The 16503-nt window shown below is 38.4% G+C and carries 12 protein-coding genes; 6 read left to right on the top strand and 6 right to left on the bottom strand.

Annotated elements, in window-relative coordinates:
• Positions 1-5: 5 nt before the first annotated feature.
• Together ACJJVM_RS00525 and ACJJVM_RS00520 are read left to right on the top strand one after the other, a co-directional pair.
• Positions 6-1130 (top strand): glycerate kinase, encoded by a 1125-nt coding sequence (locus ACJJVM_RS00525; protein WP_405210420.1) that lies wholly within the window; start codon positions 6-8, stop codon positions 1128-1130.
• Positions 1131-1132: 2 nt separating this feature from the next.
• Positions 1133-2107, top strand: a complete 975-nt coding sequence (locus tag ACJJVM_RS00520) for a type I phosphomannose isomerase catalytic subunit (protein WP_405210419.1) — start codon at positions 1133-1135, stop codon at positions 2105-2107.
• Between the two features lie 209 nt (positions 2108-2316).
• On the opposite strand, the gene ACJJVM_RS00515 is transcribed toward ACJJVM_RS00520, so the two are convergent.
• Together ACJJVM_RS00515 and ACJJVM_RS00510 are read right to left on the bottom strand one after the other, a co-directional pair.
• Positions 2317-3285, bottom strand: coding sequence for a type I phosphomannose isomerase catalytic subunit (locus ACJJVM_RS00515; protein WP_405210418.1), 969 nt, complete (start codon positions 3283-3285; stop codon positions 2317-2319).
• A 57-nt stretch (positions 3286-3342) separates the two neighbouring features.
• Entirely contained in the window at positions 3343-4152 is an 810-nt protein-coding gene (locus ACJJVM_RS00510) for a dolichyl-phosphate beta-glucosyltransferase (RefSeq protein ID WP_405210417.1), read from the bottom strand.
• A gap of 187 nt (positions 4153-4339) precedes the next feature.
• Between ACJJVM_RS00510 and ACJJVM_RS00505 the strand changes: the two genes are divergently transcribed.
• Genes ACJJVM_RS00505 through ACJJVM_RS00495 form a run of 3 tightly spaced genes read left to right on the top strand, consistent with a single transcriptional unit; the run spans position 4340 to position 10178 of the window.
• The gene (locus tag ACJJVM_RS00505; protein ID WP_405210416.1) at positions 4340-7429 is read left to right on the top strand and encodes a hypothetical protein; all 3090 of its coding nucleotides are present in this window, start codon (positions 4340-4342) and stop codon (positions 7427-7429) included.
• 38 nt (positions 7430-7467) lie between these two features.
• Complete coding sequence (locus tag ACJJVM_RS00500) at positions 7468-8667, top strand: hypothetical protein (RefSeq protein ID WP_405210415.1); 1200 nt, start codon at positions 7468-7470, stop codon at positions 8665-8667.
• Positions 8664-10178: a glycoside hydrolase family 2 TIM barrel-domain containing protein gene (locus tag ACJJVM_RS00495; protein WP_405210414.1), complete on the top strand. Its 1515-nt coding sequence runs from the start codon at positions 8664-8666 to the stop codon at positions 10176-10178. Before ACJJVM_RS00500 ends, ACJJVM_RS00495 begins: the two co-directional genes overlap by 4 nt.
• Here the strand turns inward: ACJJVM_RS00495 and ACJJVM_RS00490 are convergent, their stop codons facing one another.
• From ACJJVM_RS00490 to ACJJVM_RS00475, 4 genes are all read right to left on the bottom strand, one after another.
• A complete protein-coding gene (locus ACJJVM_RS00490; protein WP_405210413.1) occupies positions 10179-11381 on the bottom strand; it encodes a glycosyltransferase in 1203 nt (400 codons plus the stop codon).
• Positions 11382-11421: 40 nt separating this feature from the next.
• Complete coding sequence (locus ACJJVM_RS00485) at positions 11422-11721, bottom strand: hypothetical protein (RefSeq protein WP_035336592.1); 300 nt, start codon at positions 11719-11721, stop codon at positions 11422-11424.
• A gap of 342 nt (positions 11722-12063) precedes the next feature.
• Positions 12064-13302 carry an oligosaccharide flippase family protein gene (locus ACJJVM_RS00480; RefSeq protein ID WP_298351105.1) on the bottom strand — a complete coding sequence of 413 codons (1239 nt, stop codon included), beginning with the start codon at positions 13300-13302 and terminating at the stop codon, positions 12064-12066.
• A 9-nt stretch (positions 13303-13311) separates the two neighbouring features.
• Positions 13312-13446 carry a hypothetical protein gene (locus tag ACJJVM_RS00475; RefSeq protein WP_405210412.1) on the bottom strand — a complete coding sequence of 45 codons (135 nt, stop codon included), beginning with the start codon at positions 13444-13446 and terminating at the stop codon, positions 13312-13314.
• A gap of 821 nt (positions 13447-14267) precedes the next feature.
• Here ACJJVM_RS00475 and ACJJVM_RS00470 point away from each other — a divergent pair.
• Positions 14268-16289 (top strand): tetratricopeptide repeat protein, encoded by a 2022-nt coding sequence (locus tag ACJJVM_RS00470; protein WP_405210411.1) that lies wholly within the window; start codon positions 14268-14270, stop codon positions 16287-16289.
• Positions 16290-16503: the final 214 nt, after the last annotated feature.

Below are 16503 nucleotides of genomic sequence, written 5' to 3'. Positions count from 1 at the left end.
ATATTTTGAAGATAGTTTTAGCACCAGATAAGTTCAAAAATTCCCTTACAGGATTACAGTTTTGTGATGCCGTAATAGATGGGATACATTCTGTTTGCACAGATATTGATATACTTAAACTTCCTCTGGCAGATGGTGGAGATGGTACCATAGAGGTTGTAAACTATTATCTTAAAGGTGAGCATATAGATGTAGCTGTAAGTAATCCTTTTTTTGAAAAAGTAATAGCCACTTACCTATATGCATCACAAACTCAAACAGCTTTTATAGAAATGGCAGAAGCCTCTGGAGTAAAATTACTCTCAGAGCAACAATTAGATTGTAAAAACGCAACTTCCCTAGGTACTGGTGAGCTGATTGTAGATGCTATAAATAAAGGCGCTACAACAATTATACTAGGTATAGGCGGTAGTGCAACAAATGACTGTGGTATAGGTATGGCTACAGCATTAGGATATCAGTTTCTAGATAAAAATAGAAACACAGTACATCCCATAGGTGCAAATCTCTCTAGCGTTGTCACAATAGACGCTAGTGCAATACACCCAGGTCTTGCAAATGTAAATTTTGAAATCGCCTGTGATGTAAAAAACCCCCTTTACGGTACAAACGGTGCTGCCCAGGTATATGCAGCTCAAAAGGGAGCAACACGAAATGATATCACTTTGCTAGACCAAGGACTTAAGGACATAGCGCAAGTGATAGAAAACCATTTTAATATAAACCCACAACTTATAGAAGGTGCAGGTGCTGCTGGTGGTATGGGCATAGCCGCAAAGATTTTTTTGAATGGTAAGCTTAGCCCAGGCATAGACCTTATAAAATCACTTTCAGATTTTGACAATCGTATCAAAGATGCAGACTGGATTATCACTGGTGAGGGTAAATTAGACAGCCAGACACTCTCTGGAAAGACCATTCAAGGAGTAATCACTTCTGCAAAAAGAAACAACAGTAAAGTTGCCGCTTTCTGTGGGGCAATTGATCTTGATAAAATTGAACTAGAGCATATAGGGATTGTATATGCAGCCTCTGTAATGGAAAAAGCTAGAGATCTTAATGACGCTTTCGCGAAAGCGGAATACCATCTACAACACATAGCAAGCACATTTGCAACAAAATACTTATAAAGATGACACTCTATCCCCTAAAGTTTACCCCCGTTTACAGCTATCGTATTTGGGGAGGTGAAAAATTAAAAACTGAACTCAATAAAAACTATGAGCAAAACTCAATAGGTGAATCTTGGGAAGTGTCTGGTGTGCCAGGTAACGAGACTAAGGTGAGTGAAGGACCATTATCCGGAAAAACCCTAAAAGACCTGATAGAAACCTATAAGGATGAGCTAGTAGGTCAAAGTGTTTATGACAACTTTGGTTCAACATTTCCGCTATTAATCAAATTTATAGATGCAAAAAGTCCATTATCAATACAAGTTCACCCTAACGATGACCTCGCAAGACAAAGACATAACTCGTATGGAAAAAACGAGATGTGGTATGTTATGCAGGCCGAAAAAGATGCCGAACTTATAGTAGGATTTAATAAGAGAGTCTCTCAAGAAAACTATCAAGAACATTTGCAAGACAACACGCTCCCAGAAATTCTTAACACCGAAAAAGTAAAAGAAGGTAGTGCTTATTACATTCCTGCAGGACGAGTACACGCCATAGGTGCTGGAGTATTACTTGCCGAAATACAACAAACCTCAGATATCACCTACCGGATTTATGATTATGACAGAGTAGATAAAACCACTGGTAAAAAGAGAGACTTACATACCAATCTAGCGCTAGACGCTATAGATTATAATCATTATGCCTCTTATGCTACAGGTTATGAAACCTGTCCTAATAAGGTTAATAAACTGATTTTTAGCCCATACTTTAAAACGAACTCATTACATTTAAAAGATAGTTTCTCTAGAGATCTCAGCTCCATAAAATCATTTGTGATATATATATGTGTAGAAGGAAAGACTAGTTTACAATGTTTTAATACTACTTATGAACTTAGTAAAGGTGAAACTATTTTAATTCCAGCTACTATAGAGCATATAGACTTTATAACAAAAGGTGTAAAGTTACTAGAAGTATATATTACGTAGCTCTTACCCTCTCGTACATAACTATAAATTAATTCTTAAAAACGGCGATGAGGAATTAAAAAAACAATCCGCAAACAACTTTTTATAGTTGATGCGGATTTATTTATGATCTAATAGTTCTACTCTGTAATGCTTAATCTATTTAATGTAACAATAACAACAACGTACATTATTAGGTTTACATCACAGTGATACCCTAGATCTATTTCTTAATCAATATACACTTCTAAAAACTTTGCATTCTGAGCAAAAAATGAAGCTTCATCACATTGTGCTGGTAAGAGAATAGTTTCGCCCATAGATATAATTTCTGTTTTATCATTTACAGTTACAGATGCTGTACCCTCTACACACATAAGGATAACAAACGAATCTAGGTTAGTAAATGATCTTTGAAATGTACTATTTACATTAAAGCTATTTGTTGTAAAATAATCACAAGCAACAACATTCTGTGATAGATTATCTTCTACTTTGCAATCTTTCTTACATTCTTCAGTAAACTCCTTAGTAGCTGCAACAGACTGGTCTAGGTGTAAATCTCTTTTTTGACCTTCCTTATCTGTGCGATCCCAGTCATATACTCTATAGGTGATATCTGAGGTTTGCTGTATCTCTGCTGCGAGTACACCTGCTCCTATGGCGTGTATCTTTCCTGCAGGTATAAAATATGCATCGCCTCTTGTTACTTTTTCTTTATTAAATACATCATATACATTATCTCCTGTCACATCACGTAAGATTTCTGTATTTGCATTTTTATCTTTAAGACCTAATATGATCTCTGCTTCTTCTTCGTGATCCATTATGTACCACATTTCGGTTTTACCGTATGAGTTATGATCTCTTTGTGCCATCTCATCATCTGGGTGTACTTGTACAGAAAGATTTGTCTTAGCGTCTAGAAACTTTATAAGTAGCGGAAACTCATTTCCAAATCGTTCATAATTTGCAGCTCCTACAAACTCACTGGTGTGGTTTTCTAAAAGAGAAACCAGTGATTCTCCCTCGTATAATCCGTTTGCTACCTGTGATATATTTCCTTCTACTCCAGATATTTCCCAGCTCTCGCCAGTCGTATCGCTAGTACATTTCTTGTTAAGTACCGATTGTAGTTTTGATCCTCCCCAAATTTTTTCTTGAAGGATAGGTTCAAATTTTATTGGATAGATGTTCATAATAGTAGATTTGATGTGGATAAATGATGTTTTATGGGGACTAGGAAACGGTAGTTATTATGCTGCTATAGAAAGTTCTGGCGTCATAGTATCTAGTGCAAATTCTGTAGGTATCACCTTGACAGCTGCATTGTTTTTCACTGCGTAGTTAAACCAGATCTGTGTAAGATTCATAGGGATCTGTAAAGCGTCTTTCATTCCTAATTTTGAATCATCTACGTGTACCCATCTCATAAGTGGCTGCTCAAAGATGTTGTTCATCGTGTTTTCTTTGCCTAAGTACTTTTTAAGACGTAAGAAGATCTCTACGTCAAATAACCATCTACTTGTAAAAGCTTTGTCATATACCGCAGGTACGATACTTCTTGTAAATACTTTTGCTCCACACTGCGTATCTCTTATAGGTAATCCTAAGATTAATAAGATAAACTGCTTCACAAATTTTGAAAACATATTTCTCATAAAGTTACGCTCTATCTCACCGCTTCCTAAAGCGTTTCTAGAACCAAAAACTACGAGCTTTCCCTCAGTCTTCAGAGTTTTAACGAGGTCCTTAAAATCTCTGAAGTCTGTAGAAAGGTCTGCATCCATAAATCCTATCGTAGAGATAGTAGACTTACTGTATAAGAATCTAGCTCCTGCTCTTACAGCGGTTGCTTTACCAGAGTTCTTTTTTACATCTACAATGCTTATTGCATTAGGCGCTTGTTCTTTCATACTATAAAGAACCTCTAGCGTTTTATCTTTACTTCCATCGTTTACAAAACATAGGTGGTAATCGCGGTTTTCTTTAATGAATTTTACAAATGCTTCTGTGTTAAGTCTCTTTTCTTCGTTGTAGCAAGGGATGATTATTCCAGTTTTCATAATGTGTGTTTTTGTGTGTTGTTATTGTTTTACAAGACAAACATACCTCCAAATTGCAGCTATTTTTCTGAATTTTCGATGGCTGGATTCTTTGTATCGACGGTTACCATTCGTCGAAGGATGAACCATTCATCGAAAGAACTATCTTTGAATCAGAATATTAAAAAGGGTATCTTTTCACTCCCAAATGAAACAGTCTAGAACTAACAAATATTTAGTAAGTGCCGTACTCCTCGGAATGATTTTCCACGGGACGGCTATGTTTTTTACTGTAGAGCGCACTTATGACGCTCTTATACACCTGTTTTTTGCAAATCACTATGCGACTAACTGGTTTGAGCCTTGGAGTTATAGCTGGTATACTGGCTTTACAGTAATGGGATACCCACCACTAGTGCATCAAACTATAGGAGCACTCTCTTACATAGGTGGTCTTAAATTTGGGATGTTTACCGTCGCCCTCACGGGAGTCGTACTATTTATTACTGGAGTGTATCGCTTTACGATGGTGCTTATACCTAATAAAAAAGTCGCTGGTTATGCTGCGGTGCTAGCCGTATTTAGTTCTTCCTTTGTAGAAACGCTCCATATATTTGGGCAACTTCCTAGCATTATAGGTATCTCTGTATTAATGCATTGCCTGCCGGAAATATATCTCTGGGTAAAAACTGCGCGTAAACGACACCTCTTTAAAGCACTGGCATTACTCTCGGTAACGGTTACTTCGCATCACGTGACTCCTATCTTTGGTATGGTTTTCTTCATATTCCCGCTGTTAGGAATGGTGGTAATGGATGCTGCGAGAGAAAAGGTTAATAGTACAAAAGAGGTGACTGTTATCGCTTTCGCGAAAGCGGTATGGACCCACCTAAGACGCATCATCATATTTGGAGGATGTTCCTTGTTTCTTATCATCACGTGCATCTTGCCGTACTGGGTAAATACAAAAAACAATCCCATCACGCAGGTGCCTATACCGCACGGGTCGCGTGACAGCTTTCTTGAAGTACTCTCTTCTGGACTGGTGTTCTTTGTGATCCCTTGGGGACTTTTAATGTTCTTGCTTCCTTATTTCTTTTATAGATATTATAGCAAGCGCCTTCTATTTTTTGGCATCTCATTTACATTACTTTTTATTTTGGGTACTGGGGGTACTACACCTATTCCGCTGGCAATGCTAGGCGAAAATGCCTTTAATATCCTTACACTAGACCGCTTTACATTATGGGCATCTATAATGGCACTGCCGGTTTTTGGTGAATTTTGTTACCGCTTTGTAGAGGGAGATTATAAGGATTACTTGCAAGAAAAATGGGGAACGCTGGTGCATAGAGCATCTGGAGCATTTTTATCGCTACTCTTTATTTTTATTGCCATTTTTACAATTACCCTAGGGAAATTTAGACCGAGCCAGCCAGATGTAATTAAGATGACGCCTATTGTAAACTTCTTAAATGAAGATGAGCATTATAAATGGCGATACTTACCACTAGGTTTTGGAGACCAGATGGCGTGGCTCTCTGCACAAACTGAGGCAACCACGGTAGATGGAGATTACCACTCTGCTAGAAGGCTGCCAGAGCTTACCACACGAGCGGTAGAGCGTCTCGAAAACTCAAAATATAGAGGTATAGAAGGAATAGGCTCGCTACAGCAGTTTCTTACGGTACCAGAAAAGTATCATTTAAAATATGTATTTTCTAATGATAAATTTTATGACCCACTACTCTACTTTGCTGGCTGGCACAGATTAAGCTTACTAGAAAACGGTATTATGGTTTGGGAAAAAGCAGGTATTGCTCCCTTACCTAGTGTGCTTCCTAGAGAAGATGCACCGCTAGTTTTAAAACTTATGTGGGGCATCATTCCATTCTCAACAGTAATACTCGCAATACTATTGCATCTAGGTGCCTTGTGGACGCGATCTTTTAATAGAAAAAATGAGCTTCCATTATATTTTGCATTTGCGGCAAAATACAAGCGAGCACCATCCTTATTATACTGGGCTTCTATTTTATGGACGATTGTTTTACTCATTATTATAGCCTATGCAGGATATCTATTTTATGTAAAAAACACCACACAACTCTCTGCTAGAAATGTGGTCACGGCCTATTATGATGCTGTAGATTTTAAAGAGTTTGAGCGTGCGCACTCTTATCTTGATCCAGAGAGTGATAAAAAACTCTCACAGTTTATGCTTGAGATATCTGTCTCAGATGGCCTGTTAAGTTCATATGCAAAGCTAGATAGCTTGCACATAGATATAACTCCTAAGACAGACACAACTGCTCAAGGTGTTGTAGATGCTACCTGGATTACACCCCTCAAGGAGATACAAACTCAAGATGAGCTGGAGCTCATTAAAAAGAAGAGCAAGTGGTACATTATACCTCAAAAGGTAGATCCAGACATCCCACCAGAGCAATTGCTCATACAAAGTGGCACTAGGTATTATAATCACGGTAAGCGTGCCGTCACCTCAGAGCAAACCTTTCACGAAGATGTACTTAAACAACCCGTTGTAGAGGTACTCTCTGCAAGACTAGTACAGCTAGACACAACCTATGCTATTGTAGGCGAAATACAGAATGTAGATAATATCCCTGCAGATATCTCTGTGACAGGAGCTTTATATAATGAAGAAAATGAGGAGCTGGCAAGATTTAATGCAAAAGATGTAGTAAAGCATAAACTACTGCCTAAGGAAACAACGCTATATCGTATAAACTTTGAGGGTATTGCTTGGGTATCTGCGCTAGAAGAAAAGCCTACTACCTACGAGCCAGATACATTTACAGAGGTAGATCTTACAGACATCCCAGTAAACTTTGAGGTACAAGTAAGCGCAAACGTAGCAACTACAGATCTTTACCAAGCTGCAGACCTTTTTAATGTCACACAAAAAGACACAACATTAAATGGTTTTCTCTTTAATACGAGTATAGAAGAAGCCACCATACCACAACTACTCATAGGCTACTATAATGAAGACAAAGAGTTGTTATGGGTAGAAAGCAGATATATAGATGAGAGTGTGCGCCAGCAACGCAAACGCCCTTTTTCTGAAGTACTTTATACAGATGCATTACCTACAGAAGTTGCATCTGGACTAGCAACGGCCTCTGTAAATGGACTACCTAACCAGAGTATCTCTGATAAAGTGGTGCCTCAACGCAATGATGCTGGGACTAACCGTACGTTTATACCTATAGCAGGTATGCCGTATGCATATATCACCATCATCACAAATAACTATGTAGGTAACCCAAAATAATGAAGCGCCACACCAACATATCGCATTTACTTTTATATATGAGTATACTCATATGCTTCGGTATGTCTAGTTGTAAAGAAGAACCCGTTGAAGTTACAGCTACGCCTATAACACTATCTATAAACAACATAGAGGATACTACAGTTACAGAAAAGGGAATCTACATTACCACGATGGGTGACACTACTATTGCCACGGGACAGGCTTATCTCATTCTCTCTAGCACCTATGCTACGATTGTTATAGAGCCCGAAGCGATTAATAATACACCACAGTTTTATATTCCTCCTAGTTTTACAAAACGTAGTGGTGTGGTAAATTATAGCCTATATCTTAATGATAAGGTTACGCAAGAAGGAAGTTTTAGACTACTGCCCAACCCTACTCAACTAGGCACTGTAGAAACTTATCTTGGGCCACGTAGTATTGTTGCAAATGTGCGTGACTACACGATGCTCGTGAGTATCCCTACAGATACACTAGATAACACGCTGCCAGATAATACAGAAGTGGCTCTCAAGTCGCAGTTTAAATCTAAAATTACAACTACATCTCACGAGGTTACATCTGGCTTTGTGTGGAAACGTATTTATGCTCCACTTAAGACCGGCCGAGTGAGCACGGGAAGTACGATTGAAAATATTTCGTCTAAGGAGTTGGTTGCAGATGTATTTCCAGATGTTGCTCAAGATTTTACTATCACCGCAAGTAGTAATCACAACTATGCAGATGGTAATGAAATCATCACATTTAATAGTTCGCAAATACGCGATGCACACGGTAATGTAATGACAGACGGGACACTCGTTACCTTTTTTATGACGAATGCTAGAGGTGCCCACTGGCAGATTACAGCGAGTACTATAAATGGGTACGCTTTCGCGAAAGCGTTACACCCACACTTTCCTACCACCTGGAATGTACGGGCAGCAGCAACAGGCATAGCACAGAGCAAAACCATTACTCAAGAGTTTACAGCTATCATAGACAGCATCCCAGCACCACAAATCACCGAAAGAAATCTAACCGTAGGACCACTTACGAGTTACCTAGGCCAGCTCGTGCAAAATGGAATAGACGTTCAAATTACTATAAATAATAACACCTACAACGGCTTAACCAAAAATGGGTCTGCCGTCTTTTATCTTAAAGAAGAAGACTATCCAGCAGGAACATATGATGTAAACATTGAGACCCTAGGACTCGAGGCTACATACAAAATCACCATTACAGATTGAAAACCAATAAAACGCTATATCGTATCTTAATTTTGGCTGGATTTATTCTCATAAATGCAGGTATCCTCTATGGTATCAGTCAGGTGATTGCTTTTTTAAACACGGGTGCAGACAGAAGTAAGATGCTTCACCTAGATGAAACAAAAGAGCGTCACTATGTACCCCAGGTGACGTGGGAGTCTATTGAGAATCCTGGTAGACCTATGGAAGAAGCAAATCTTACGAGCATAGAAGAAGATTATCTAGACGCTTGGTATGTAAAAAATAGATCTTTTTACACAGGTGAAAATGCTGGAGTTTTTGATCATTTCACAGAGCAAGCCCGCGGAAAGGTTGAGGATTTAATCACCTTAAACAATGAGGCAAACGTATATATAGAAAGTACGACCCTCACCCATCACCTCTCGCTAGAATTTTATAGTGCAGACGGTACACTGGTTGTACTTACAGATCGCAATGTCACAGGTGTAGAACGTGTTTTTAAAAATGAGCAATTTCTAGTAGAGCGCTCTTTTAATGATGATTATAAAATCATACTATTACTGGAAGATGGCTTCTGGAGAGTGCGACATTTTGAAAAAGTAGCCTCACATCCAGTAGATGATGCTCAAAAAGAGACTATCCCGATTGATCTTGCAATGTTAGAAGGAATTAACTATTACCCGCAAGGGAGCCCTTGGGATACCTTTGGTGCTACATTTAGTAAAGATACTCTTAATGCAGATTTTAAAATCATTAATGATCTTAAGCTTAATTCTATAAGAGTCTTTGTGGGGTTTGAGGATTTTGGCAAAGCGCCTGTTCCGCGAGAAAAGCTTGAGAAACTCACATCACTTCTAGATGAAGCGCAAGCAGCAAATCTTAAGGTTGTCGTCACTCTTTTTGACTTTTATGGAGATTATCGCATACAAGACTGGACTATTACAAATGCTCATCTATATAGTATCGTAACACATTTAAAAGACCATCCTGCTTTATTAGGATGGGATATAAAAAATGAGCCTAATCTAGATTTTGAAAGTCGTGGCCAACGCGAGGTTTTATCGTGGCTGAGTCAAACGATAGATTATCTCAAGACTATAGATAATACACATCCAGTAACTATAGGCTGGTCTTCACCAGAGGCCGCATTACATCTAGAAAATAAAGTAGACCTTGTCTCTTATCATTATTACAAAGACCTCAAGGACCTAAGTGCTGCTCATAAATCTATTACAGATGTAACTAGTAAGCCTGTGGTTTTACAAGAATTTGGTCTTGCCGCTTATCACGGTTTATGGAATCCTATAGGTCCAGGTGAAGAAGATCAAGCGGCTTATTATACTGAGTTTTATAAAACCCAGAAAAGAGATAGTATACACTATCTCTCTTGGACACTTTATGATTTTAGGGATATACCGAGTGAAGTGGCTGGTAGATTACCGTGGCGAAAGAACAAACAGGCTTTTTTTGGAATTGTTAATACACTTGGGGTGAAAGACGATGCCTATTTGGTCATTAAGAACCGGTAATTATGCTGCCATTAATGTGGTGTTTTTTGTTCTTCTTGATGTGCCATTAAAAACATCTATATACATTTGAGCAATACGGCTCATAGGTAATGCTGTTGCTGCTTGATAATTTGCTTTTGCTATTTCTGTTCTGTAAGTGTCGTTTGTTACAAGGTTTTGGATTCCTGTAGCTAGACTATGTAAACTCTCTGGGTTAAAAAATTCACCTCTGTATCCTTCTTCTTTTACAAGAATACCAAGATCACCTAAGTCTGGCATTACTACTGCCTTACCATAACTTCCAGCTTGGTGTAATACTCCTGAGCTTCCCGTAGTAGATGTGTATGGAAAAACAACCATCGCACTTTCTGAAAAGATTACAGGTACATCTTCTTCTTCTACATAACCTGTAAATGTAAGATTTGGAACGTGTTTATATACTTCTTGAACTTCTGCTAGGTATCCTGGCGTGTTAGGACTATCTGTACCAGCAATTACGATCTCAAGATCACGACCAGTTTGCTCTCTTACGATTTGAACAGCTTCTATAAGTATCTCTACTTTCTTGTACGTTCCAAATTTTCCGAAGGTCATTATTTTTAAAGGACCTGGTGCAACATCATAAGATGGCTCTTCTGGAATCTCAAAGGTACCGTGAGGGATCAGCACACAATTTTTTGCGTTATACTTCTCTTCTAGTATGTCTACATATTTACTAATGGTAAGCGCCACAGTATCTGCTTTAAGTACCACACGAGTAAGCATCTCGCCTATGAAGTTATATGCCTTTATTTTTAATTTATTACTTGTAAAACCTGCACTATCAAGATCTACAGTTTCCATTATATTGTGAAGTAATACCGTTGTTTTTACTCCCATCATTTTTGATACCCAAGGAGAAAACAATCCTAGCGCTGCAGCTACCTTCTTATCACCAAACTTCATAAACTGTAGGTTATAAAGTACTGCATCTGGTTGTGTTGCTCTTACGGCTTTTGCGATAGAGAATACATTTTTTAAGCTGTTGAATTTCCAACATTGCTTTACTGTAATCTCACATCCATCTTCTTCAAAAGTGATATCTGCTTGGTCTGGAGTTACATCTGTAAGAAGTACCAGTTCTGTTACTTCTTGGTTTTGACGAAAGTGCTTTACTAAGTGGTATGCATATTCGTTTAAAGTTACTTTGCTCGGTGGATAGGCCGTTACGATTGCTAGTTTCATAATATATAGATTTGATGTTGTTATAGTAATTTGTGTTGTCTTATGCTGCTGCCTGATAATAGTTAGACTGGTTATTAATTTGCGCATATAATTCGGCAACTGCTGGCTCTGGATAGCTGAAAAACTTAAGTGATTTTTCTTCTGAGATTTCGGCTTGTAAGCTTTCTAAAACTCTTACTAGTTTCTTTGCTCCTTTTTTAACCTCACATAAATTTATGATGACATTATCTTCTACAGATAATAGTGCTTTAAAGTATCCTTTTACTTCTTGTACGTGTGTGTTTGATACTTTTCCTTTGATACAAGTTACTCCGTAAATGTTGTTTATTTCTAGTGCCATAATATTTGTTTTTAAGTAGTTATGTTTTTTTGATAGTACAAATATGGGGCTTTGTTTTCGCGAAAGCGGACGAAAAACGTTTACTCGACCGTTAGTATAGACGAATGGTATTTGACCTTCGATAAACGATTTTGCACTTTCTTACAATTACAGCTCACATAGGCTAAGTCACTATAATGCAGTAACTAAGATTAGATATCACCAGATAGAGATTTGATATAGATAAGGAGTATATAAAAGGATCTTATAGACCTCCCTAATAGGCTTGAGTTAGTCAAAACAAAAACCCTCTCACAAAAGCAAATGCTTATGTAAGAGGGCAACTACAATTTGGGGAAACTGTTACTTTACTTGCATCTTCCAGAAATAAAGTAATTGAGCAATGAGTAAACTTCCCATTGCAACTACTTGGGCTAAAACAACTTCAAACAATGAATCGTGGAATAATATGATTAACACTATTTGTAACACTCCAAAAATGGCAGCAATTACAATAGGTTTATAATGATCTAGGGATAGATAGTAGTAGGCAAAAATGTTAGATAGGGCAAAAAAAGATGTCGCAAGTGCATACCAACCTAATAATGGAGCAATAGACATATACTGTTCTCCAAATAATATTTGTACTGCAAATGATGGAAACAGAAATGTAAATAACACAATACCACTAGCAAGGGCTGTGATGTACCCTACATACTTCATAAGTACAGGTACAGAGTTCTTACCTTCCTTGCGCATAGAAACTACTGTAGGTAATAGTAACATTACAAACATCCAGGTTACAAAGTAAACTACGCGACCTATAAGCGCTAGAGATGCATATAATCCTGCATCATAAGATGGAAAATAGTGTTTTACTAAGAGTATATCACTGTTGTTACAAATGATTTGGGTAAGCTCATAGCACGCAGTAAGTACAAAGAAGTTCATAACTGCCTTGCTCTCTTTTGAGGTAAGGGCAGATTGCACTGCCTTTTTAGACGTTAATTTTTTAAATGGAAATACACCTGCTATAAAAGAGATTGCGATTGCTGTAGCTACCGCGACAGACGATTCTATATTGAAGAAAAGTAATAATGCAAATGTAAGTGCGAGTCTGCATACCATTTCCAATTGATAGGTGATTGATAATGCAATAAAGGATTTACGTCCTTGAAGGTTTCCTCTGTTTACGCTCATTATGAAATAAAGTGGGACTGCTATTCCAAAAATGGTAAACATTACAGAAGATTCTGTTTGAAAAAGTGTTTGCAGCGATCCTGCAAAAACTACAATTGCCGCACCCAATATGATTCCAAAGGTGGTAGCTTGTTTATAAGCTCTTTGTACAAATGCTTCTTGTTTTGACTTGTCAAACTCCGTTGTAAACTTTGCAACTGCTAGCTGAAAAGTCATTGCAACAAATGATAGTACAAGTAGCAAGGTGATAAGTATAGCAGCATCTGCAAAGGCGCCAGGGCCTAATACTCTACCCAGTCCTAAATTATAGAGGTAGTTTCCTCCGTTTACCACAAAGGCGCTGAGCATAAATATTTGCTCGGGAGAGAGTATCTTTTTGATTTTGTGTTGTATAGCGATCATAACTAATGATTAATAAGTCATTAACTGGATAACCGGCTTATCTACCTTTCTGTGTACTACACTTAATGTGTTACTAGCTTGTCTATTTCTAGCGTTGTGTACTACTCTTAATGTGTTTGAGTTATTTATTATTGTAAGTCCCATAATTGTTTTGTTGTTTGTTTCTGGTACAAATATGCGAGCAATTAAGAGGCTTTCGGTTGAAATTTCGATGAGTAGAATTTTACTGTAGACGAGTGGTCCTGTTTTATCTTTAAAGCATATTTTGTGATAATGTCGCTTTCGCGAAAGTTTAATGTGATACTATATAAGGAGTGGGTTTTGGTGGTTGGGGTGTGGTTCTCACTCAAACCCAAAAACATCTCCTCTGGCATTTATATATTACTCACTCAAACCCAAAAACATCTCCTCCCAGCCTCCTCTTCAAAGAGGAGGAGCACACAAAGAAGAAAGCCCCTCTTTGAACTTGCCTCCGACGAGTGAAGTATGAACGAGAGGAAGGCGCATTTGGGGAGATGTCAGCAACTAAATTCTCACTCAAACGGAAAAACATCTCCTCCCAGCCTCCTCTTCGAAGAGGAGGAGCACACAAAGATGAAAGCCCCTCTTTGAACTTGCCTCCGACGAGTGAAGTATGAATTAGAGGAAGGCATATTTGGGGAGATGTTGGCAACTAACTTCTCACTCGAACTCAAAACATCTCCTCCCGGCCTCCTCTTCGAAGAGGAGGAGCACACAAAGATGAAAGCCCCTCTTCGAAGAGGGGTTGGGGAGATGTTGGAGGCAAGTGACTTTAGGAACAATAAATAGAACCTTGGGGAGATATTCACAGCTCACTTCCCTCAAAACTCCATTCACACTTTACGCAACCTCCACCAGTCGACGATAAGTGTCGACGAATTGCAGATATATTAAGATTGAATCCTTTGTATATTGCCATAACTTGCACTTGTAAAACATACGCAATGAGACAACTAACATATATTATTCTTTTCCTACTAGGTGCAACAGCATACAGCCAAGATATGTCTGCTGGTTTCACTTTATTAGAAACTGGGAAATATGAGGAGGCAAAAACATTTTTTGGAGATGTGCTTGAAGACTACCCGGATAATAAAACGGCAAGACTCTGTTACGGTCGTGCTCTGGGTTTGAGTGGTGAGAGTGGCAAAGCAAGAACACTTTTTACAAACCTTAAAGCAGACTACCCTACAGATTTTGAAGTGGGCCTAAACTACGCCGAGTCTCTTTTATGGGATAGTGATTTTGGCGCTGCAAAAGACTTTTATGAAACCCTCGTTGCCAAAGACAGTACAAGCTTCTCTGCCCTACTCGGCTATGCAAACACGCTTTCTAACCTTAAAGAATATGACGCGGCAATCGCTTATGTAAACAAGGCACTTACCGTACAACCTGGTAATGCAAATGCTGCGGTGTCAAAAAAATTTATGCGTTTAGGTAAGGCAAACCAACTCACAACTGCCTTTCAATATGATGCGGCAATACAATTACTTAAAAGTGCTCTTGAAGATATGCCTAACGATCAGCAAATCATAAGCGCGCTTGCAAATACCTATATCGCAAAGAAGGATTATGAGAATGCAAATACGATGTACAGCAAGCTTTCTGATACCTTAACATCGCAAGTGGGTAAATCATTAGTTGCTCACTTACAGAAGGACGACAACCTCGCATTATCACTGGCGCAGGAGAGTATTAATTTCGCGAAAGCGGACACTACAAAAATCATTACTGCAAACGAGCGCTACATACAAGCGCTCATCTGGAACGGAAAATATGCCACAGCAAGAACTGCCATTGCAGATCTTAAAAGCACCTTCCCGACTAATGCGCGTGTGGCTGCACTTAAGGCAACTTTAGGGATGTACACGGGGACTTTTAAAAAGAGTATCGAGGTGTATAACGGTATCCTTGAGAAGGACAGTGCCTCTTTTGACGGGAATCTTGGGATTGCAAATGCATACCGTGCACAGGGTAATCTGGATGAGGCTTACGCTTTCGCGAAAAATACCTTAACCTTCTACCCTAACCAGAAAGATGCTACTGGGTTAATGAAAACAATAGAAAGTAGCCTCGCTCCCGTGATTGAAACACGAGCTGCATACACCGAAGATAATGGTGATAACCAAGCATACTCGGCTGGACTGACCGCTACCTTGCCATTTACAAGTAGGTTTAAGGCTATATTTTCTTATAACTACCGTACTACCGAAAATATGACCACAAACACGATGGCTTATAACACAAATGCAAGCCTTGGAGCTCATTACAGAGTTATAAATAATACTTGGCTAGAAGGAACACTAGGGTTTGTAAAAGCAGATGCAGATGCAAATGAGTATACAGATGTAAATGGATCTATTTTTGTAAAGTCAAGACCTTTTCCGCTTCAGTTTTTAGAGGTGGGTTACAGCAGGACGTTACAAGATTTTAACGCCGCACTGCTAGATGAAAAAATCTTTATGAATAACTATTCCCTTAATTACAATATGGGAACAAACATAAATCTAGGGTGGTACACTGGTTTAATGCACACGCAGCAAACAGATGGAAACTCTCGTAACTTACTATTTACTTCTTTATACTACAACTTTACAAAAAACCCAACTCTCAAGGGTGGTATCAATTACCAGTATGTAGGTTTTAAGGATCAAGTACCTACGTTATATTTTAGCCCATCAAAATACCAAGCAGTTGAGTTGTTTTTAGATCTTACTGGTCAAGCAGGAAAGTGGAGCTATGCAGCAAACGCAGCAGGAGGTTTACAAGTAGTAGAAGATGATGAGGCTACTACTCTTTTTCGCGTAGAAGCCAAAGTACAATATGCGATATCAAACCGCTTCCAGATGGGTGCTTACGGTAAGTACAGTAACATTGCCTCTGCAACCGCAGCAGGATTTGAGTTTATGGAAGTAGGTTTAAAGCTGAGATGGCAAGTGCTTGAAAAAGGAATTATAAAGATGTAATCTTGAAGACGCTATTTGATATTAAAAAAACGCCCAGCTGGGCGTTTTTTTAATTGTTATAAAGTAGGTTGATCTTATATAAATTGTGAAACAGAAGTACTCTAAGAGGCATTAGACTTGTACTATTCTGTATATTTAGAGTAAATAATTGAGACTACAAATTAAGGTAATCCAGCAATTTTGTTTATTATCGGGAGCTGCCATTAATTTATTT

Origin of the sequence: Dokdonia sp. Asnod2-E02 (assembly GCF_045063915.1) — a bacterium.
Lineage (GTDB): Bacteria > Bacteroidota > Bacteroidia > Flavobacteriales > Flavobacteriaceae > Dokdonia.
Note: the sequence above shows the minus strand (reverse complement) of the source record. Positions and strands in the feature narration are given on the sequence as shown.